Source organism: Jutongia sp. SJQ-6 (assembly GCF_054161275.1).
This window is the reverse complement of record NZ_CP195314.1, coordinates 1,139,264-1,159,962: the sequence shown is the minus strand read 5'-3', so window position 1 is coordinate 1,159,962 and position 20,699 is coordinate 1,139,264. Positions and strand designations below refer to the sequence as shown.

The window sequence follows — 20,699 nt, the reverse complement described above, 5'->3', positions numbered from 1 at the left end:
GATCAGAATTTATAATGAAAACAAAGTAACTGCAGTGTTTCTTAGGGAGAATGGAGGCAGAATGTGAAAAAGGTTAGGGTATTAGTAGTAGACGACAATCGGCGAATTGTTAATTTATTGAAAAATGCATTGGAAAAAGAAGAGGAAGTGGAAGTAGTCGGGACAGCATCGGATGGAGAAGAGGCGTTGCAGATGATACATTTGAAACGACCCGATGTTGTATTGTTAGATCTGATCATGCCGAAGATCGATGGTCTGGGGGTGATGGAACGGATGCAGCGGCCGGACTTCCCGGTACATCCACAGGTGATAGTTGTGTCGGCGGTCAGTCAGGAAAGCGTTACAGAGCACGCATTTGCATTGGGAGCGGCTTATTACATTTTAAAACCTTTTGATACACGTGTTATCATAGCGCGCGTCAAGTCAGTAGGAATGACGGGAGAGAAAGGTGATAAAGTAGTTACTACGGTTTTCGAAAATAGAAATCGTTCGCAAAATCATTCAATGGAGGCAGAAATAACACAGACAATTCATGAAATTGGTGTCCCGGCGCACATTAAAGGATATCAGTATTTGAGAGATGCTATTCTGATGTCGGTCAGTGATACGGAAATGCTTGGAGCGATCACCAAACGGTTGTATCCGAATATTGCCAAAAAACATCAGACAACGCCAAGCCGCGTGGAGCGTGCGATCCGTCATGCAATCGAGGTGGCGTGGAGCCGTGGAAAAGTCGATACTATTGAGGAATTATTTGGTTACACGGTCAGCGACCGCAAAGGAAAACCAACGAATTCAGAATTTATTGCACTGCTTGCTGATAAGATTCGATTGGAATACAAGATGAACGCATAATTGATAAAAAATACTTTTCACCATCTTCGATTTAGTTTATAATAAAGGGAGTATGTGTCTGCTAAATATTAGCAAAATATCAGTGGATATGTACACATCAGTAATAGGACTGGTGGGGAGCAAATTAAATTGGGGAATCCGAAAGAAAAAGGAGGTATTCCATGAAAAATGTATTGTTTGTAGCATCAGAATGTGTACCATTTGTAAAAACAGGTGGGTTGGCAGATGTTGTGGGATCATTGCCAAAATACTTCGATAAGAATGAATTTGACGTGCGCGTTATGGTGCCAAAATACGCATGTATTCCAGAAGAATGGAAGAACAAAATGAATTATGTAACACATTTCTACATCGACCTGGCTTGGAGAAAACAGTATGTCGGTATTATGGAAATGGAATATGAAGGCGTAAAATTTTATTTTATTGATAATGAGTTTTATTTTGCCGGTTTTCAACCATATGGCAATATACATGAGGATATAGAAAAGTTTGCCTTTTTCTGCAAAGCATCTTTGTCCGCACTGCCGAGTTTAAATTTCCGTCCGGATATTATTCACTGCCATGACTGGCAGACAGGTTTGATTCCGGTATATCTGAAAGATATGTTTGCGGAAAATCCATTTTATCATGGCATTAAGACAATTATGACAATACATAACTTGAAATTCCAGGGAGTATGGGACTTGCAGAAAGTACAGGATATTACCGGATTGAAGTCATATTTCTTTACTTCTGACAAATTAGAGGCATTTGGGGATGCCAACTATTTGAAGGGCGGTATTGTATATGCAGATATTGTCACGACTGTGAGTGATTCCTATGCGGAAGAGATCAAGATGCCATTTTATGGTGAGCATTTGGATGGTCTAATGCGTGCCAGAAGTAATTCGTTGGTCGGTATTGTCAATGGACTGGATTACAACGAGTATGATCCTGAAAAAGATCCATACATATATCACAACTATAATGTTAAGAATTTCCGCAAAGAAAAGATCAAAAATAAACGTGGTCTGCAGCGAGAGCTCGGATTAGCGGAAGATGATAAGAAATTTATGATCGGTATTGTTTCTCGTTTGACAGATCAGAAAGGTTTTGATCTGATCGACTATGTGATCGAGGAGATCTGTGCAGAAGATACGCAGCTTGTTGTACTCGGTACCGGTGAGGAAAGATATGAGAATCTGTTCCGTCATTTTGAGTGGAAATATCATGACAGAGTATCTGCAAATATTTTCTACTCCAATGAACGTTCACACAAGATTTATGCAGCCTGTGATGCGTTTTTGATGCCATCTCTGTTTGAACCTTGTGGATTGAGTCAGTTGATGAGTCTTCGTTATGGAACCGTGCCGATTGTTCGTGAGACTGGTGGACTGCGTGATACTGTGCAGCCATACAATGAGTATGAAGGTACAGGAACCGGTTTTTCCTTTGCAAATTATAATGCGCATGAAATGTTAAATACCATTCGTTATGCTAAAGATGTGTATTTCAATCGCAAACGTGAATGGAACAAGATCATTGATCGTGGCATGGCAATGGACTTCTCCTGGAACTCATCTGCGCAGAAGTATGCAGATCTGTATAACAGAATGTAATACGAAGAGTCTTTCTGAAGCGACCAAAGTGGTCGCTAAGAAAGACTATGCTTCGCATAGCAAATTTGAGCTGATGCTCAAATTTGTGGCTGTATCGACTTTTATTATGTCTCATGGGAGGAACGTGAGTGTTGCGATTGGATAAATGGCTTGCCGAGATGACGACGGGGAGTCGTGCAGAAGTGAAGAGATGGATTCGTCAGGGGCGAGTCACGGTAAATGGAATGAAAGCACAGCGTCCGGAAATTAAGTTGGATCCGGGCAGAGATCAAGTGACCTTAGACGGTGAGCGGATCATATACGAGCAGTTTTGTTATTATATGCTGAATAAACCTGCCGGCGTTGTTTCTGCAACAACAGATAGAGAGCATAAAACGGTAATAGATCTGTTACAGGAAGCTAATACACAAGATGTTTTTCCTGTGGGCAGGTTGGACATTGATACGGAAGGATTGCTGTTGCTGACGAATGATGGTGCCTTAGCACATGAGCTTCTTTCGCCGCGTAAGCATGTTGATAAAACATATTTTGTGCGGATCGCCGGTAATTTGTCCGATGCAGATGTGAAGCAGCTAGAGCAGGGAATGGATATCGGTGATGAGAAGCTGACGTTGCCGGCGAAAGTATCTTGTTTGGAGCAGTTCCCAGAGGAACAGGAGCAGACGGTTACGATAAAACTTCGTGAAGGCCGTTACCATCAGGTAAAGCGTATGTTTGCTAAAGTAGGTCATCCGGTATTGTACTTACAGAGAGTGAGCATGGGGACGCTTACCTTAGATGACTCTCTGAAGACAGGAGAGTACCGGGAACTGACAGCCGATGAAATTGCAGCATTAAAGCGATGAGGACTATTATCCAAGTAAACAGAATAAGTATTTCATGATAAAAGCGCTGGAACCGGCCGTTGGTCGATCCTAGCGCTTTTTGCTTTGATAGAACATGCCACCATGAATTTTGTCGATTGTTTTTATGGCACTAACCAATCCGCTGCCTCGTTGGTTTGTAGTTAGTGTATGAAGTTTGATTATATTATATAAATGCCTTGTCAAAAATATTTTCAATTCCTCACCCATTATATTTTGGGAAAATCATGGGAAAACTACAATAGAAAACTACAGTGGTGGATCGAAAAAGCTTGATAGAGCATGTAAAAAATTACTTGCTTTTTGAGGAAAATTGTGATAACATATACGGCAGTGAGTTTCTTAGGAAACCGCAGTGCTGAAATAGCTCAGTTGGTAGAGCACTTCACTCGTAATGAAGGGGTCGTCGGTTCGAGTCCGATTTTCAGCTTTACATAAATCCTTGAAAATTATATGTATTTTCAAGGATTTTTATATTATTCAAACTTCCCATACCGGAAGTAGTGTCCGAACCACATATTGCTTATTATGTCAGAATACGTGCGCATGATTTCTGCGCATAATGGAGTTTCGAAGAAACTCCTAAGATGAGCACAGTGTGCTCATTATGTCAGCAATAAATATGATATTTTGCAGCCGATAAACTAAATTATTCTGTCATCCGAGAACTAAGATAATTGCCGTAGAACGCAACGTTTTTACGTGATTTCTTATTTTGTTAAGTCTCTGATATATACATGCCTGAAAGAATGTCTGAGATGTCCCGGTTTAGCAAGGTATCATCCATTTTTGGACGGGACGCTTTCGCTACGATGCGCTACGTCACGTTACTTAATGTCTCTGAAATACGAGACATAAGTAACGACGAGCGCAAAGTCCCTTTCAAAAATGATGAATATCTTGCTTCCGGGACTTCGAGTTCTCTGTAAGGCATGTAACTCAATCATCAGAGACAACAAAATTTAGAAATCACTATAAAAACAAAATGCGGCAAGGCAATTACTATAGTTCTCGGATGGCAGAAACCACTTTTTAATGGCTGCAAAATGCAATATAGTCATTGACATAATAAGCAATATGTGGTTATGGAAATTTGCGGTATGGAAAGTTTGAGTATATTATAACCAAACTTTGCGGAGGTTGTGTTATATAACGACAAAGGGGGGCGTCATGGACAAAACGATTGCTATTGTTACGGGAGCGTCAGGAGGTCTTGGCAGAGAATTTGTCAAGCTACTATCCAAAGAAAAGAAACTTTCTGAAATCTGGGTAGTTGCCCGGAATGCGCAGAAATTGCAACAACTGGCTGAAGAATTTGGCACTAAAATACGACCGATTGCCAAGGATCTAAGTGATAATGTTCAGAGGAAAGAGCTCAGTGCAATGATTGCAGAAGAGCGTGCAGCGATACAGTATCTTATAAATAATGCAGGTTATGCTAAATTTTGTTCTTATGATGATCTGAGTGTGGAGGAATCCATTAATATGATCAATCTTAATATTAGTGCGGTGGTTGCGCTGGGACTGTATTGTATTCCGTATATGAAACCGGGTAGCCACATTATTAATATTGCTTCCCAAGCGTCGTTTCAGCCGCTTCCGTATCAAAATATTTACAGTTCTACCAAAGCTTTTGTTCGCAATTATACACGAGCATTGAATGTGGAACTGAAGGACAGACGTATTACGGCAACGGCGGTGTGTCCGGGATGGATCGATACCGGTCTTTATGAGAGAGGATTGATCGGTGCAAAAAAGGCAGCGAGCAATTTTGCCGGGATGGTACAGCCGGATGTGGTTGCGGCTAGGGCGATGCGGGATGCACGCCGAGGAAAAGATATTTCCGTATACGGAGCACATGTGAAAGGTGCACATTTTGCCAGTAAGCTGCTTCCACAAAAAGTAATGATGAAATTATGGTTGAAACAGCAGCATTTAAAATAGCAACAAAGCAATACCGGCACAGATAGATGGAAAGCGGGTGATGTGGCATGGCAGGAACGATTGTTCATCTAGCGGTTGCAACACAGTTGGATCAATTATTTGCCAATGAACCGGAGCGGTACTTGGGAAAGATGGCAGATAAATATTGTTCGAACGATTTTTTTGCGGGAAATATATGTCCCGATGGAATTATGGCACGTGAAGGGTACTGTCGAGAGATGAAACTGCATACGCACATGAGAGACGGAATACCGGATGGAACCTTTCAGCAACCGGAACATTTACAGTTATTTCGAAGGCGTTTGTCGGATTTTTTTGCAAAACATAATAACAAAGAAGAACGCTTCAGTTTGTATTTAGGTTATCTGACACATATGCTTACCGATGAGAAATTTATATTAGAAATTCATCCATATGTATTGCAGCGGATCGCCGTGACCGGTTATGATCGAGATAATCCGCAAACCTACGTGAAATTTGGACGTGATGTAGATCAGATCGATTTTCGTCTTGTGAAAGAGTTTCCGGGGATCGATAAGGCATATCAAGCGTTGTGTCAAGTAACACCATATGAAATAGCAGATTATATTACTGAACAGGAATTAACTGCAAGTCGGGAATGGATCAAAAATTATTTTTTCGAAACAGAACATACCATAGAGGATCCGATATTTTTGCCGTATCAGGAGATGTATCAATTTATACCGGAGGCTGTGGCGCAGATCTGTGACAGACTGCCAGAGTATATCACGTCTGGTGTATAAATGTTAGGTCTTAGAAATCGCGTAGAAGATTTACTGATGAGTTTTTTGTTTCATCAAAAAAGAGGGTGCCACACGTTTGTGCGACACCCTCTCTACTTATTTCAAAAGGATAATTCAATTAAGTATTATACACAACCCTGAGCCTTCATTGCCTCTGCAACCTTAAGGAAACCAGCAATGTTAGCACCAGCCATGTAGTTGCCTTCCATACCATATTCTTTGGAAGCCTCATCACAAGACTTGAAGATCTCTTTCATGATATCATGAAGTTTGTTATCAACCTCTTCGAATGTCCAAGACAATCTCTGAGAGTTCTGTGTCATCTCAAGACCGGATGTAGCAACACCACCCGCGTTAGCAGCCTTAGCCGGACCATAGAGCATGTTGTTTGCGAAGTAAACATCAATTGCTTCTGGAGTAGAAGGCATGTTAGCACCCTCTGCAACTGCATAGCAGCCGTTAGCAGCTAATGCCTTAGCACTTTCTGCATCGATTTCGTTCTGAGTAGCACATGGAAGAGCAATATCACATTTGATTGTCCAGATACCACTGCATCCCTCAGTATAAGTAACATTTTTATGAGATGTTCTGGCAGCGTACTCTTTGATACGTCCACGCTCAACCTCTTTGATCTGTTTTACGAGATCAAGCTCGATTCCATCCGGATCATGAATGTATCCTGAAGAATCAGAAAGAGCAACAACTTTAGCACCAAGCTCTGTAGCTTTCTGAGTAGCATAAATAGCTACGTTACCAGAACCGGAGATTACAACGGTCTGATCCTTGAAGCTCTTACCATTTGCTTTTAACATTTCATTAGTGAAGTAGCAAAGACCATAACCGGTAGCTTCTGTACGAGCAAGAGAACCACCGAAAGTTAATCCCTTACCTGTCAATACACCAGACCACTCATTACGGATTCTCTTGTACTGACCAAACATATAACCAACTTCACGAGCACCGGTTCCGATATCACCAGCAGGAACATCACAGTCAGGACCGATATGTTTGCAAAGCTCTGTCATGAAACTCTGGCAGAAACGCATAACTTCTCCATCGCTCTTGCCCTTAGGATCGAAGTCAGAACCACCTTTGCCACCACCCATAGGAAGTGTTGTTAAGCTGTTTTTGAAAATCTGCTCAAATCCGAGGAATTTGATGATACCGCTGTATACGGATGGATGAAGACGAAGTCCGCCCTTATATGGTCCGATAGCAGAGTTAAACTGAATACGGAAACCACGGTTTACCTGTGTCTTGCCATTATCATCAACCCAAGGCACACGGAAAATAATCTGTCTCTCAGGCTCAACGATACGCTCGAAAACACCAGCCTCAACGAGGTCAGGTCTTCTTTCAACAACTGGTTCCAAAGAGGTAAATACCTCCATAACTGCCTGAATGAACTCTGGTTCACCGGCGTTTCTCTTTTTTACTGTTTCCAGTAAGTCAATTAAATACTGATTCTTTAACGCCATTGCTAAAAAACCTCCTTATGTTTAGTGTTTGGTATACAAGGATACCAGCCTGGCGTGTTTATCACGCTACTACCTTATTAGTATGGCACAAAAACCGTAGAAATTCAATAAAAAAATGAAAAAACAATTGAAAAATAAATATAGTATACAATTATACAAAATTTTTAAAAGTGAGGTGGTGTTATTCTATGATGATGGATATGGTAGTTTTGATATTTGGATATCATGTTGGTATCAATGCTAACACTAAGAATAGGAATGGCTATTTTAGGGCGAGGAAAACCTTGGTGACATATCTTTGACATGTTAATATAATATTCTCATAAAGAAGGTTGCAAAGGAAATGAAGATTTTCGTAAAAATTTGACTTGCTTAGCACTTAAAGGTCATTTAAAAGAAAAAGAATATTACAAAAACACAGTAGAAAAAGTACAAAAATGATATATACTGTACAAAATGATGAAAAATATGTCGGAAATTAGAAAAAACATTTACGAAACAGACACACTTTGGACACATATGCTCGTTATAATAGGTTTCAGAAAGTGAAAACTTTCTACTCCCACCCTATTATACGCTGGGTAGTGCGAGCTACCCGACAAGAAGAGCCTTCCCGGGCTCTTCTTGTTTTTTAAATAAAATTTCGTTATAATTATATATGTGACGACATGATAATTTTTGATGTGCGAAGCTTGAGTAAATAAGAAAATTTAGAATTTATAGGAAAGGATTGCAATAGAATTTTATGTGGAAATATATTTTATTTGATTTAGATGGAACAATTACGAACTCCGGAGAGGGGATTATGAATTGTATCCGATATGCGTTAGAACAGATGGGGCACGAGATACCGGCAGAACAGACTCTGCGCAAATTTGTCGGACCTCCGTTGGTGGTTGGATTCCGTGAGTATACCGATTTAACGGAAGAAGAGGCGAAGACTGCTACGGCAAAGTACCGGGAGCGTTATCAGTCGGAAGGTCTGTTTGAGGCATATGTGTATGAAGGGTTTGAAGCTGTTTTAAAATATTTGAAAAAAACGCAGGTAAAAATAGCGGTAGCAACTTCAAAACCGGAAGAATATACAGAACGTATTTTGGAACACTTTCATCTTAAAGAATATTTTGATGTGATTGCTGGAGATACGTTGAAAGGGGATCGTGGTTCCAAACAGGCTGTTGTAGAAGAAGCATTGCGTAGATTAAATGTAACTGAGCAGGATAAGGGTACAGTATTAATGATTGGTGATCGTAAATACGATGTCATTGGAGCAAAATCCTGTGGTATCCGTTCTTTAGGTGTTTATTATGGTTATGCGGAAACCGGAGAATTAGAAGAGGCTGGTGCAGATTATGTAGTACGCACTACGGCAGATATGCTTGAATGGTTTGAACAACAAATTCCGGAAACACCGTGTCAGGCAATGTCAGATGTCGATAATACACAGCAGCCTGCATCAAGTCAAATATCTTCTTATAATAAGAAGATTGGCAAAAAGTGGACGGCAATTGCCGGTGGAATGCTTATTCTTGGGATTGCTTTGGGAGTCGGTGGCACATTACTGGTACAAAAGCAGCCTTGGAGCAAGATAACGCAGGAGAATACCGGGGCTGACTATGATGCAAACAAATGCGTGCGTCTTGGTGATTATAAAGGAATTAAAGTATCTTTAGCGGTTACTGATGACGATGTACAGCAGGAGATCGACGGTCTGATACAGGATAATGTCACGTATGAACAGAAAAAGGGCACCGTACAGGAAGATGACAAAATATACGCTAAATTTAATGGCTATATTGATGGCAAAAAGGTAGATGATACTTGCGGAGAAGAGGTTATAGAGCTTGGATCTGACCAATTTGTAAAAGGGTTTGAAAGTGCTTTTGTAGGAGCCAAGACCGGCAAGCAGATCACTTTTAAGATCAATATTCCAAAGGGAACTTATGGAGATGATACCATTGACGGTAAGGAAGTTACCTTTAAGGCTACGGTAAAATATATCTGTGGAGATGAAATCGTACCGACCTGGAATGATAAATTTGTGCAGTCGATTTCGGATTTTAAGACAGCAAAAGAGTATGAAGCCGATATTCGCACGGAGCTAGCAAAAGAAAATGAGAATAATAAGCAGGATTTTGCATGGACAGAAGTTCTTGAAAATGCAAAAGTAAAAAAATATCCGGAAGAATTATTAGAAGATGCCAAGCAGGAAGTGCTGCAGGGGTATTATGATATGGCGGATATGTACGGTATGAGCCATGACGAAATTTTTCAGTCCTGGGGCAGCGAAAATGAAGAAGACTTTGTCAAAAATGAGTTGGACGAACAGGCGAAGCAGGCTGTCAAAGAAAAATTGGTCGTTGAAGCAATTGCAAAAGCAGAGGGGATCAATTATTCGGACAAGGAATATAAAGACCTGGTGGCAGAGGAATATCAGTATAACACTGAAAAATATGATTCTGAAGCAGAATATGAGAAGAAGAATCGAGAAAGCTTAAAGGATAATGCGTTGAGTAGTGCTGTACAGAAATGGATCACAAAGCATGCAACGTTTTCAAAATAACAGAAATGGGGAATGGTATGAAGAATACGTTATATTGTTTGGACGGATATCAATTCCTGACAAAACGTGAATTTGAACGGGCACACAAGGAGAAAGAAACAATTTCCTATCTCAAGGAAACAATCCGTTCCGGGAAACCAAAGGAACTGCTAAAGGTGTACAATCGATCTGTTGAAAAGCATGCGTTTTGTACAGTTATCGGACTGCAGTTTTTACAGGAACTTCGTACTGAGATCCTGCAGTCAGGTATCGTAGGAGAAGACACACTTGCACCTATTCCGGTTGCAGTGTCAGAACAGGCCGCCTCCGATAAACAACGTAAAGGATCGGGCGCAACGGATTCTGGTGTGACAGGCAAGACAGAAATAGAGCGACAGCTCAAACGATATAAGAAAGCATATGAAGATGCAGTGACTGGTAAAACGATCAAAAACATGGTCATAACCGTTTTGTTGATCATTATTTTGGGAATGTTGTTAGTGACATTTAAGACCAGATATTCTGTGTTTACGTATTTTACAAATTATAAAGAAGAAATGCGGGAAGAATTAGTAGATGAATATGAGCAGTGGCAGGATCAATTGGAACAGAAAGAAAAACAGTTGGATGAGCGGGAAAACGCACTAAAAAATAAGTGATCTTATCACAGATTATTCATAATTATTTTATATACTTATTTTAGAAGTCAATGAGCATATTCATTGACTTCTTATTAAATAGAATAATGAGAAAGGGTTGGTGAAAGCTATGGAACAATTGAAAATCTTAGTGGTGGACGATGAGCAGCGTATGCGTAAACTTGTCAAAGATTTCTTAAATAAACAGGGATTTGTCGTGCTGGAAGCAGAGGATGGTGAACAGGCGGTTGACGTATTTTTTGCGAACAAAGACATTGCGCTGATCATCCTTGATGTGATGATGCCGAAGATGGATGGTTGGGAAGTTTGTCGGGAAATCCGTCAGTATTCACAGGTGCCGATCATTATGTTGACAGCCAAGAGTGATGAGAAAGATGAGTTACTCGGATTTGATCTTGGTGTTGATGAATATATTTCGAAACCGTTTAGCCCGAAGATATTAGTGGCACGTGTAGAGGCAATCTTGCGGAGAACTAATGCACTTGAAGATGATGTGATGGAAGCGGGAGGGATCAGTCTGAATCGGGCTGCACATGAGGTGCGGATCAATGGAGAACTGGTAGAACTCAGCTATAAAGAATTTGAACTGTTGACCTATTTTATGGACAATCAAGGCGTTGCATTATCGAGGGAACGTATATTGAACAATGTGTGGAATTATGATTATTTTGGGGATGCACGAACGATCGATACGCATGTAAAAAAATTGCGCAGTAAATTAGGTGACAAGGGCGAATATATCAAAACAATCTGGGGAATGGGGTATAAATTTGAAGTATGAGAAAGCGTGAAAATTGTAACGTGCGTGGCATGTCGATCCGCACAAAATTAATGATAACGATGCTTTTGATCTTGGGTTTTACATTATGCGCCTTTTGGATGTTAAATTATGCATTGCTTCCGGGATATTACCAGCACAAAAAGGTTTCCATGCTGGTGGATTCGTACAATTCGGTCAACACGATAACGCAGAAGGATCAGCCGCAGCTTAGTAAGAATGGCCAATTGTCCGACAAAAGTGTACGTGAGATTGATATTATGTCTGCAAACCATTCCTATAGCATTTATCTGTTTGAGCTGACTAATTTTTTGGGTAATATTATGTATTCGTTTGATTATCCATCTTCGGATACCATTTCTGAACGGCAGAGCAAGACAGTCGAAGAGAAGACGAGGGAATATGTGCTCGGGCTGGAAAGGGGTGGCAGTGTTGGCGAACGTGGTGATTCCAAAAAAAAGATTACGGAATCCGAAAATTATTCAGTTTATAAGATAATGGATGATCGAATAGGTTCGGAGTATATTGAATTGTTTGGTCAGTTAAAGTCTGGACAGTTTGTCTATATGCGGACGAATTATCAAAGCATGACTGAGAGTGTGGCGATCTTTAATCATTTTCTTGGGTATGTGGCGGTTGGAGCGGTTGTTGTCAGTATGCTGCTGATGATCGTGGTCAGCAATAGTTTTGCAAAACCAATTTTAAAGATTGCAGATATTGCTAATCAGATGGCAAATCTTGATTTTGATGTACGTTATCCGGTACACACAAAAGACGAGATCGGCTTATTAGGGCACAGTATTAATGCTCTTTCGGATAAGTTAGAAAATACCATTTTGGAATTAAAATCAGCGAACAATGAATTACAAAAAGATATTCAAAATAAAATACAGATTGATGAGATGCGTAAGGAGTTTTTGTCGAATGTATCGCATGAATTAAAAACCCCAATCGCATTGATACAAGGATATGCGGAGGGGTTGCAGGACAATATCAACGATGATCAGGAGAGCCGGGAGTTTTATTGCGAAGTCATTATTGATGAAGCAAATAAAATGAATAAAATGGTTAAAAAACTTTTGACACTGAATCAGATCGAGTTCGGCAGTGATCAAGTGCATTTTGAACGTTTTGATATTGTACAGGTACTTCGTTCTTCGGTTAATTCCGCAACTTTGCTGGCAGAACAAAAGGATGCAGAGATTTTATTTTATGAAACGGAACCGGTTTATGTGTGGGCAGATGAGTATATGATCGAAGAGGTTATTACAAACTATATCAGCAATGCAGTTAATCATGTGGATGGTGAAAGGGTTATACGAGTAACTATGGAGCAAAGAGGCGATGTTGAGCGCATTTCTGTATTCAATACCGGTAAGACGATACCGGAGGAAGAACTTGATAAGATATGGGTCAAGTTTTATAAGGTGGATAAGGCGCGTACCAGAGCCTATGGAGGCAACGGAATTGGACTGTCGATTGTCAAAGCGATCATGGATTCTATGAATCAGAAATGTGGGGTGATCAATCATGACAATGGTGTAGAATTTTGGTTTGAACTCGATTGTAAGACGATTGACTGATATAGCGGTAATATGGTAGTATAAAGATATTGAATGTATGGGCAAAATCATATGAAATGCCCGCAATAAAAAGAGGTAGTGCAGGATGAAAAAGAGAATTATAGCAACTGTACTCACTGCCGCGTGTGCATTGACCGGATGCAGCACGAGTGTTCCTGATTTATCAAAGCTGGATGCCGGCAAAGCATCGGAATATATGGCAGGAGAGTTGTTAAAACATGACAGTAAATATGCATATGGTTTGGATTATGACCGTAGTATTTTAAATCCGACGCCAACACCAACGCCGATCGTTACTCCTGCGCCGGCACCGACAGAAACTGCAGCAGTGCAGAGTGCTGAACCGGGGCAGGCTGCGGCCGGAAAGGACGGAGAGGCAGAAGCTACAACAGTTCCTTTAACGAAATTGTATGGAATTCCTGGGGTTTCTGTAGACTTTGTGTCAGCAAAATTGAAATCTTCGCTCGGTGCAGATTACGCGTATTGTAAAGTCGGAAAGGGTAAGAAACTGCTTGTCTTATATTTTCGGATCAAAAATACTGGGAATACGAATGCAAAGGTTGACTTACATAAAAACAAACCGGATTTTTACCTGCGGTCAGAGGGAAAACAGGTGGGACTTCTACAGCATACAGTTGCGAATGGCGAATTGCAATATTTTCAGCAGAAGATTAAGGCTGGAGATAATAGACAGGGAGTTTTGGTGTTTGAGGTGGATCAGGAAATTAACTTGTCAGATGTATCACTGGTAGCTGTACGGGATGACAAACAGGCAGAAATAGCTATCAAATAGGAGGCGCGAGTATGGATACAGGTATTTTATTGGAAAGTGGAACAAATGAATTAGAGATTTTGGAATTTACCGTTGGTGGCAACAGCTATGGAATTAATGTTGCGAAAGTGCGGGAAATTTTGCCATATCAGGTGCCAACACCGGTGCCAAATTCAGATCCCAGAGTAGAGGGGATATTTATGCCGAGAGATGAGATCCTTTCTATTATTGATCTGGCAGTGGTTATGAATCTGCCTAAGAAAGCAGATACGGCGGGAGATATGTATATCGTAACGGGCTTTAATGGGTTGCATACTGCATTTCATGTACACGGAGTTGCAGGAATTCATCGCATTTCCTGGAAAGAAATTTTGAAACCGGATTCTACGGTGAATAGTGGTGATAACAGCATGGCGACAGGCATCGTTAAGATTGATGGTAAGCTGATCATTATACTGGATTTTGAGGAGATTGTTGCCGGAATTAATCCGGAAACCGGATTGAAGGCCTCTTCTGTCGATCATTTGGCGGGAAGAAAACGAAACGATACACCGATCTTGATTGCAGAAGATTCTATTTTGCTTAGCAAGATGATCGTCAACTGCTTGTCTGAGGCCGGATATGTAAACGTAACGGCAACGAACAATGGTCAGGAATGTTGGGATCGGTTATGCGACTATTATAAGTCGGGAAATTTGGACGAGAAAGTATCCTGTGTGATCACAGATATTGAGATGCCGCAGATGGATGGACACCATTTGACAAAATTGATCAAAGAGTCTGATCAGTTTTGCCATATTCCAGTCGTCATCTTTTCCTCGTTGATCAACGAAGAGATGCGTCGTAAAGGCGAGTCGCTCGGAGCTGATGCCCAGTTGTCAAAACCGGAGATTGGACAGTTGGTTGCTGCATTAGATAACTTGATCGGAGTAACGGACCATCAATAAGGAAGAAAAGAGGTTGCGGTAATGTCAGGAGAAGACAAAGAATTAGAAGATCTGAATGCGGCTGATTTCGCGGATATGGATTCCTTGGCGGATTTTGTGGACATAGAAGATTTGGAAAATCTGGAAGGGATAGAGGAGTTTAAGTCAGATGAGCAGTCTGAGGATGCACCGATGCCGGCAGAGGAGGAGGTTTCCGAAGAGATTCCAATGCCGGTAGAGAAGGAAGTTCCTGAAAAGATTCCAATGCCGGTAGAGGAGAAAGTTTCTGAAGAGATTCCAATGCCGGTAGAGGAGAAAGTTTCTGAAGAGATTCCAATTCCGGTAGAGGAGGAAGTTTCTGAAGAGATTCCAATGCCGGCAGAGGAGGAAGTTTCTGAAGAGGTTCCAATGCCGGTAGAGGAGAAAGTTTCTGAAGAGATTCCAATGCCGATCGAGGAGGAAGTTTCTGAAGAGATTCCAATACCGGTAGAGGAGGTTTCCGAAGAGATTCCAATGTCGGTTGCGGAAACTCCTGAAGAGATTCCAGCACCGATCGACGACGGAGGTACTGAAGAGATCTTACAGCCGGCTGGTGATAGTGCGACGATTAATACCAGTGAATTATTAGATAATATCAATTTGTATTCTGATGATGTAAGTGGCGGAGATTCAGCAGAGACGGCAGCGTTAATGAATGACGGAAAATCAGAATCTTCGACTGATGATCAGGCATTAAATATGATGTTAGATGGATTGTTGGATGATCTGGATATGACCGGATCGTTGCAGCAGGAGACGGCATCAAAGGATGAACTGGTAGAAGATCAGGATGCTGAGGCAGCAGATATTTTTGATATGCTTGGTGCTGATTCGGAATCACAGGATGTGTCTATTGATGATCTGCTAGATATTGCGGCACCGGAGGAACATCCGGAAGAGGAGCCAACAGATCAGAAAGGATTGTTTCAGCGTGTCTTTGGTAATGTAATCAACGATGAGATTGCCGAGGAAGAACGAAAAGCACAGGAAGAGGAAGAACAAAAAGCTGCGGAAAAAGCGGAGTTGGCGGAACAGAAAAAGGCAGAAAAAGAGCAGGCAAAGGAAGCAAAAAAAGCAGAAAAAGAAGCGAAGAAAGCAGCAAAAGCCGAAGAAAAAGCTGCAAAAAAAGCGGAAAAAGAAGCCAAAAAGGCTGAGCGAAAAGCACAGCAGGAAGAAGAGGCAGAAGCTGAAAAATATGAAGTTACCGGCAAGCTCAATAAAGTTGGTGTTGCGATCATTGCTATCTTGACCGTTACTTTTCTGGTGGTGGAGATTGTTGGAACAAACATACATGGTTACTCCAGTTCAAAGAAGCAGGCCATGAAATACTTTGAGATGGGTAAGTACGAGCAGGCGTACCAAGAGGTGTTAGGAACGAAGGTGAAAGAGAAAGATCCGGATACCTATAATAAGATTCGAACAGTGATGCAGGTACAGAGAGCATTGGATTCTTATCAAAATTATGATGCTATGAATTATTATCCAGATGCCTTAAATGCGCTGATCCGTGGTTTGCAGAGATATGATGCGAATTTAGAGACTGCCAAACAGCTTGAGATCGAGGACGAGGTAGATGGCTGCAAAGAACAGATCGTATCTCTGTTACAATCTGAGTATGGCGTCAGTGAGTCGCAGGCAAGGGAACTGCTAAGCTTAGACAAGGCAGAATATACCAGTAAAGTTGTTGAGATAGCCATGAAAAAGAATACGGGGAATGAATGATCTTCGTGTGATAGAAAACATAAGAAATGAAAAACAGCGTTTTCAAAAAATTTGAAAACGCTGTTTTTTATTTTATAGGAAACTTTTTATTATAGCATGCGGGAATACGATCATTCCGTTTCTGTTGTAGCAGCACCCTCATAAACGGCTTCATTGGTTAATTCAATGCCAAGCTTTTTGAAAGTGTTGATATCGATCGATGACAAGATCGCGGAAACATGAAGCTGACATCCGGACAATTTTGGGAGCTGTTCTAATGCCAGTTTGGCTTTCGGATCCGATACAGCGCACATTGAAAGCGCAATAAGTACTTCATCGGTATGCAGTCGTGGATTTTTGCTGCCAAGATAACCGGTCTTAAGATGTTGAATCGGTTCAATAAAGGAAGGGGATATCAGATGTTCATTATCATCAATCTTTCCTAATACTTTGATCGCATTTAACAGTACAGCGGACGCCGGACCGAGCAGATCAGAAGTAGAACCGGTTACGATGGTTCCATCCGGCAGTTCCATTGCAGCAGCAGCCGATCCTTTTTGCTTAGCCCGCTCGTTAGCAATCGGAACAACAGCACGATCGTTTACGGATATTTTAGCCTGCTTCATGATGAGTTCCTGTTTGTATATTTCGTCACCCGATGCCTCATCTTTGATATAGCGGTTGAGCGACTGGTAATAGCGGCGAATGATCTCCTGCTTTGACGCCTCCTTACAGACTTCGTCATCAATAATACAGTTGCCTGCCATATTGACGCCCATATCTGTTGGAGACTTGTATGGACAGTATCCATAGATGCGTTCAAACATGGCGGCGAGCACCGGATAAATTTCAATGTCGCGGTTATAATTTACCGTAGTTTCACCATATGCTTCCAAATGAAATGGGTCGATCATATTAACATCATTCAGATCAGCAGTTGCGGCCTCATAGGCTAAATTGACCGGATGCTTCAAAGGAATATTCCAAATTGGGAATGTCTCAAACTTTGCATAACCGGCCTTGATACCGTTTTTGTTTTCATGGTATAGCTGAGAAAGGCAGGTTGCCATCTTACCGCTTCCCGGTCCCGGTGCAGTAACAATGACAAGCGGTCTGGTTGTTTTAATATAATCGTTTTTGCCATAGCCGTCATCACTTACGATCTTGTCGATATTGTTTGGATATCCATCGATAGTATAGTGGTGATAAACCTGGATACCGATGGATTCTAATTTTTTTTGAAACAGATTTGCGGATGGCTGTCCGGCGTAACGGGTGATAACTACGCTGCTGACATAAAGTCCTTTCTTTTTGTATACATCGATCAGACGTAATACATCCTGATCGTAGGTAATTCCGAGATCATGTCTGATCTTGTTACGCTCAATATCTGATGCATTGATCGAAATGATCATTTCAGCCTGATCGGCAAGTTGTAAAAGCATTTGTAATTTACTGTCCGGTGCAAAGCCCGGAAGTACGCGTGATGCATGATAATCGTCAAATAATTTGCCGCCAAACTCTAAGTACAGCTTATCGCCAAATTGAGAAATGCGCTCTCTAATATGTGCAGACTGCATGGATAAGTATTTATCATTATCAAAGCCAATTTGTTTCATTGAAAATCTCCTTTTTCTTGTAATAACACGAACGTTCCCATCAACATTCGGTAAAAAATAACCCCACAATAAGGATACCATAAACGGATATAAAATGACAGGGGGAAAGGAAAGATTGTGTTTTATTTTTAATAACGGATATGTTATGCTTGGCCTAGGAGATAAGAGAAGGGGAATACGTAAAATAAGGCATTCAAAGTATTTTACATATGGTAGTTTTAAACCTATGGTGTAAGAATGATAGGTAAAGGACTATCAGATGATTACGGGCTTAGTTGGTGTATGGATCTTGCCAGAGAACGAGACGATGCGTACGAGAAGTATTCGTGTTTCTTCGATTAATCCAAAGTACAGGTCGCAAAATGGTGCGTTATACAATAAGAAAATGACGACACTTATCTGTTATCCGATGAGTAAGAAGGGCAGTACCTTTGTTGTACCGGATACAGTTCGCAAGACGGCACCATTATCCTTCCGAGGTAATTATTATTTAGAAAAGGTTGTTTTACCGAAAAATTTACGAAAACTAGGCAGAGGAAGTTTTCTAAAAAGTGCTATTTCGGAGTGGAGATGTGATGGTGGTGTGAAAAAGTATGAGAAGAGTGCTTTTAATTATATTGATGCGGCCGATGGTTGTATAGATAACAGCACATTGTTTTATGGTAAAAGGAGTGAGGGATTATGAAACAGAGCAGAAAGAAATGGTTTGTGGCAGCTATTTGTATTATTATTGTTTTGGCATTGGGTACAGGTGGCGTGATCTATTATAAAAAGCAGGAACAGCAAAAGAAGCTTTCGCCAACGGAGTATGTTCAAAAATTGGAGAAGAGAACGCTGGATGAAGAAATTCAACAGCTTTGTGACTGGAAGGCAGATTGGAAAGACAGGAGCAGTGAAGGACTGGGACTAACAACGCAGATTACACTTGGCGATGCATGGAAAGCGTTATTAAGGAAAAGTGGCTTGCAAAAGGTCACGGTACAGTCTGATATTCAGATGGATAAAGACACGGTGACCGGACAGGGGACAGTGTTATTAAATGACCAAAAGGCAGTACATTTTAATGCTTTTCATGATGGAACACAGAAGCGTGATGTGGGAGACAATGGTGGGGTTAGCTGTTTGCAGATATCGGAACTAAAAGAAGATTATCTTATGTTGGAGACGGAATTGACCGAAGCCTTGTTTGTACCGATGGGGACGGAAGTTACGTTCAAAAGTGAGATGCAAAAGTGGATTGGCATGTTTTGGCAAAAAGGACAGACTGTCACGAAGAGCAGAGAGGATGTGAAGCCGAAAGGGATTACTGATGCATGTACGGAGTATGATATTGTGTATCATACCGGTGAATTTATGACCAACAAGTACAGCATGGTATGGAAGAAAATGAAATTATATGTGGATGAGTCAGATACGATTCGTGGACGTGTAATAGAGCTCATGGTGGATAATGTCGACTATTCGGTTACGATCGTGCGAAACAATACGAAAAAAGAATATCGCGAAGACATATCTCTGAAAGCGGCAGATTCTTCCGTGACATATACTTTCAAATTATCGTTGACAAAGGATGAGAAATATCCAACCTTAAAAATTGATGTGTTGACGGGTAAAGACCGGCTGTTTTTGGCGGAGCTATCACAAAAAGCAGTAGCAAAGGATCAGAAACAATCGTTGCAAAAACTGCGAACGACAGGAGAAAAAACGATGGAAGCCGCACAAAAGGACAGAGACAAAATCAATGGTAAAGATGGAATGGAGAAGTATTTTTGGTTATATGGTAATAAGAAGAATACAGATGGAATGACATTGACGCATTATCTTTATGGTGTGGACATACCGGCGTTTTTGAACAAAATAAAAGAAAATTGTGGGGTTGATCTGACTCAATTAGCACAAAAATTTGATTATTATTAATTTTGGGTATTACATATTTAGAAATAATATGTTATAATTTCACAGCATTATATGGTTTTTATTGGAAACGCACAATCCTCCGGGATGATAACGAACAACACATGACAATAGTTATCATTTTAGGAGGATTTTTTTTATGCCAAAAAACAAATTTCAAGATGTCGTATTCACAGCCATTATGGCAACGGTCATGGTGTACGGGATGGTCGTTTACAATGTAGCGTTAAACATGGGGAAAGTAACCGGAGAGACTTTTCTTGCAGCAGTTCATGAACTGCCGATCATGGTGCCGGTCGCATTTATCTTAGAATTTTTTATTGTCGGAAAGATTGCGAAAGCACTTGCTTTTACGGTTGTGACACCGGACGACAGACCGCAGATCATCACCTACGCGATCTCTATTTGCATCTGTTGTATCATGTGTCCGCTCATGAGCCTTGTGGCAACTTTGTTGTTTAAGGAAACGAAAACCTTTGGTACTTGGATTCAAACATGGGCAATGAATTTCCTGGTGGCAATCTGTTATCAAATGTTTTATTGCGGACCGTTAGTTCGTTTGATCTTCCGCACCATTTTTGAGAGAAAAGGAAGCAAGGCAACAGAGCAGTCAGATGCATTGATCGAGGGCTGATATTTGCGAAATAAGGCTGAGAAAGTTATA

At 40.9% G+C, this 20,699-nt stretch carries 17 protein-coding genes and 1 tRNA gene; 16 read left to right on the top strand and 2 right to left on the bottom strand.

Annotated elements, in window-relative coordinates; genetic code table 11:
- Positions 1-63: 63 nt before the first annotated feature.
- The 6 genes from spo0A (at position 64) to ACSAJE_RS05380 (ending at position 6,024) form a co-directional block, all read left to right on the top strand.
- Positions 64-855: a sporulation transcription factor Spo0A gene (spo0A, locus tag ACSAJE_RS05405; RefSeq protein ID WP_458009913.1), complete on the top strand. Its 792-nt coding sequence runs from the start codon at positions 64-66 to the stop codon at positions 853-855.
- A 161-nt stretch (positions 856-1,016) separates the two neighbouring features.
- Complete coding sequence (gene glgA, locus ACSAJE_RS05400; protein ID WP_022025651.1) at positions 1,017-2,453, top strand: glycogen synthase GlgA; 1,437 nt, start codon at positions 1,017-1,019, stop codon at positions 2,451-2,453.
- A gap of 128 nt (positions 2,454-2,581) precedes the next feature.
- The gene (locus ACSAJE_RS05395) at positions 2,582-3,298 is read left to right on the top strand and encodes a pseudouridine synthase (protein WP_182448155.1); all 717 of its coding nucleotides are present in this window, start codon (positions 2,582-2,584) and stop codon (positions 3,296-3,298) included.
- Between the two features lie 375 nt (positions 3,299-3,673).
- Positions 3,674-3,746: transfer RNA gene (locus ACSAJE_RS05390), tRNA-Thr, on the top strand.
- Positions 3,747-4,486: 740 nt separating this feature from the next.
- Positions 4,487-5,260 (top strand): SDR family NAD(P)-dependent oxidoreductase, encoded by a 774-nt coding sequence (locus tag ACSAJE_RS05385; RefSeq protein WP_458009912.1) that lies wholly within the window; start codon positions 4,487-4,489, stop codon positions 5,258-5,260.
- 47 nt (positions 5,261-5,307) lie between these two features.
- The gene (locus ACSAJE_RS05380) at positions 5,308-6,024 is read left to right on the top strand and encodes a zinc dependent phospholipase C family protein (RefSeq protein ID WP_118689790.1); all 717 of its coding nucleotides are present in this window, start codon (positions 5,308-5,310) and stop codon (positions 6,022-6,024) included.
- Positions 6,025-6,149: 125 nt separating this feature from the next.
- On the opposite strand, the gene gdhA is transcribed toward ACSAJE_RS05380, so the two are convergent.
- Complete coding sequence (gene gdhA, locus ACSAJE_RS05375) at positions 6,150-7,502, bottom strand: NADP-specific glutamate dehydrogenase (protein ID WP_458009911.1); 1,353 nt, start codon at positions 7,500-7,502, stop codon at positions 6,150-6,152.
- Between the two features lie 745 nt (positions 7,503-8,247).
- Here gdhA and ACSAJE_RS05370 point away from each other — a divergent pair.
- The 7 genes from ACSAJE_RS05370 to ACSAJE_RS05340 all read left to right on the top strand — a co-directional run bounded on the left by ACSAJE_RS05370 (position 8,248) and on the right by ACSAJE_RS05340 (position 16,523).
- Complete coding sequence (locus ACSAJE_RS05370) at positions 8,248-10,065, top strand: HAD hydrolase-like protein (protein ID WP_458009910.1); 1,818 nt, start codon at positions 8,248-8,250, stop codon at positions 10,063-10,065.
- 17 nt (positions 10,066-10,082) lie between these two features.
- Positions 10,083-10,703, top strand: a complete 621-nt coding sequence (locus ACSAJE_RS05365) for a hypothetical protein (RefSeq protein WP_147352613.1) — start codon at positions 10,083-10,085, stop codon at positions 10,701-10,703.
- A 109-nt stretch (positions 10,704-10,812) separates the two neighbouring features.
- Positions 10,813-11,484, top strand: a complete 672-nt coding sequence (locus ACSAJE_RS05360; RefSeq protein ID WP_022024593.1) for a response regulator transcription factor — start codon at positions 10,813-10,815, stop codon at positions 11,482-11,484.
- Entirely contained in the window at positions 11,481-13,064 is a 1,584-nt protein-coding gene (locus ACSAJE_RS05355; protein ID WP_118689786.1) for a sensor histidine kinase, read from the top strand. The genes ACSAJE_RS05360 and ACSAJE_RS05355 overlap by 4 nt, the downstream gene beginning before the upstream one ends.
- 85 nt (positions 13,065-13,149) lie before the next feature.
- On the top strand, positions 13,150-13,857 hold the full coding sequence (locus ACSAJE_RS05350; protein WP_118689785.1) for a hypothetical protein: 708 nt from the start codon (positions 13,150-13,152) through the stop codon (positions 13,855-13,857).
- A gap of 11 nt (positions 13,858-13,868) precedes the next feature.
- Positions 13,869-14,783 (top strand): chemotaxis protein, encoded by a 915-nt coding sequence (locus ACSAJE_RS05345; RefSeq protein ID WP_458009909.1) that lies wholly within the window; start codon positions 13,869-13,871, stop codon positions 14,781-14,783.
- A 21-nt stretch (positions 14,784-14,804) separates the two neighbouring features.
- On the top strand, positions 14,805-16,523 hold the full coding sequence (locus ACSAJE_RS05340; protein ID WP_458009908.1) for a hypothetical protein: 1,719 nt from the start codon (positions 14,805-14,807) through the stop codon (positions 16,521-16,523).
- Positions 16,524-16,633: 110 nt separating this feature from the next.
- On the opposite strand, the gene ACSAJE_RS05335 is transcribed toward ACSAJE_RS05340, so the two are convergent.
- The gene (locus tag ACSAJE_RS05335; RefSeq protein ID WP_118689783.1) at positions 16,634-18,121 is read right to left on the bottom strand and encodes a DUF1846 domain-containing protein; all 1,488 of its coding nucleotides are present in this window, start codon (positions 18,119-18,121) and stop codon (positions 16,634-16,636) included.
- Between the two features lie 259 nt (positions 18,122-18,380).
- On the opposite strand from ACSAJE_RS05335, the gene ACSAJE_RS05330 reads away from it, so the two are divergent.
- The 3 genes from ACSAJE_RS05330 to ACSAJE_RS05320 all read left to right on the top strand — a co-directional run bounded on the left by ACSAJE_RS05330 (position 18,381) and on the right by ACSAJE_RS05320 (position 20,669).
- Positions 18,381-18,806: a hypothetical protein gene (locus ACSAJE_RS05330; RefSeq protein ID WP_458009907.1), complete on the top strand. Its 426-nt coding sequence runs from the start codon at positions 18,381-18,383 to the stop codon at positions 18,804-18,806.
- Positions 18,803-20,038: a hypothetical protein gene (locus ACSAJE_RS05325; protein ID WP_458009906.1), complete on the top strand. Its 1,236-nt coding sequence runs from the start codon at positions 18,803-18,805 to the stop codon at positions 20,036-20,038. The genes ACSAJE_RS05330 and ACSAJE_RS05325 overlap by 4 nt, the downstream gene beginning before the upstream one ends.
- 136 nt (positions 20,039-20,174) lie before the next feature.
- Positions 20,175-20,669 carry a DUF2798 domain-containing protein gene (locus tag ACSAJE_RS05320; protein WP_458009905.1) on the top strand — a complete coding sequence of 165 codons (495 nt, stop codon included), beginning with the start codon at positions 20,175-20,177 and terminating at the stop codon, positions 20,667-20,669.
- The last annotated feature ends 30 nt before the right edge of the window (positions 20,670-20,699 follow it).

Excerpts from the sequence above, each read along its gene's own strand:
- ACSAJE_RS05325 (WP_458009906.1), top strand. The coding sequence starts at position 18,803 with ATGAAACAGAGCAGAAAGAAATGGTTTGTGGCAGCTATTTGTATTATT.
- ACSAJE_RS05360 (WP_022024593.1), top strand. The coding sequence starts at position 10,813 with ATGGAACAATTGAAAATCTTAGTGGTGGACGATGAGCAGCGTATGCGT.
- ACSAJE_RS05345 (WP_458009909.1), top strand. The coding sequence starts at position 13,869 with ATGGATACAGGTATTTTATTGGAAAGTGGAACAAATGAATTAGAGATT.
- gdhA (WP_458009911.1), bottom strand. The coding sequence starts at position 7,502 with ATGGCGTTAAAGAATCAGTATTTAATTGACTTACTGGAAACAGTAAAA.
- ACSAJE_RS05355 (WP_118689786.1), top strand. The coding sequence starts at position 11,481 with ATGAGAAAGCGTGAAAATTGTAACGTGCGTGGCATGTCGATCCGCACA.
- ACSAJE_RS05350 (WP_118689785.1), top strand. The coding sequence starts at position 13,150 with ATGAAAAAGAGAATTATAGCAACTGTACTCACTGCCGCGTGTGCATTG.
- ACSAJE_RS05380 (WP_118689790.1), top strand. The coding sequence starts at position 5,308 with ATGGCAGGAACGATTGTTCATCTAGCGGTTGCAACACAGTTGGATCAA.
- ACSAJE_RS05340 (WP_458009908.1), top strand. The coding sequence starts at position 14,805 with ATGTCAGGAGAAGACAAAGAATTAGAAGATCTGAATGCGGCTGATTTC.
- ACSAJE_RS05320 (WP_458009905.1), top strand. The coding sequence starts at position 20,175 with ATGCCAAAAAACAAATTTCAAGATGTCGTATTCACAGCCATTATGGCA.
- ACSAJE_RS05330 (WP_458009907.1), top strand. The coding sequence starts at position 18,381 with ATGATTACGGGCTTAGTTGGTGTATGGATCTTGCCAGAGAACGAGACG.
- ACSAJE_RS05365 (WP_147352613.1), top strand. The coding sequence starts at position 10,083 with ATGAAGAATACGTTATATTGTTTGGACGGATATCAATTCCTGACAAAA.
- glgA (WP_022025651.1), top strand. The coding sequence starts at position 1,017 with ATGAAAAATGTATTGTTTGTAGCATCAGAATGTGTACCATTTGTAAAA.
- ACSAJE_RS05385 (WP_458009912.1), top strand. The coding sequence starts at position 4,487 with ATGGACAAAACGATTGCTATTGTTACGGGAGCGTCAGGAGGTCTTGGC.
- ACSAJE_RS05370 (WP_458009910.1), top strand. The coding sequence starts at position 8,248 with ATGTGGAAATATATTTTATTTGATTTAGATGGAACAATTACGAACTCC.
- ACSAJE_RS05335 (WP_118689783.1), bottom strand. The coding sequence starts at position 18,121 with ATGAAACAAATTGGCTTTGATAATGATAAATACTTATCCATGCAGTCT.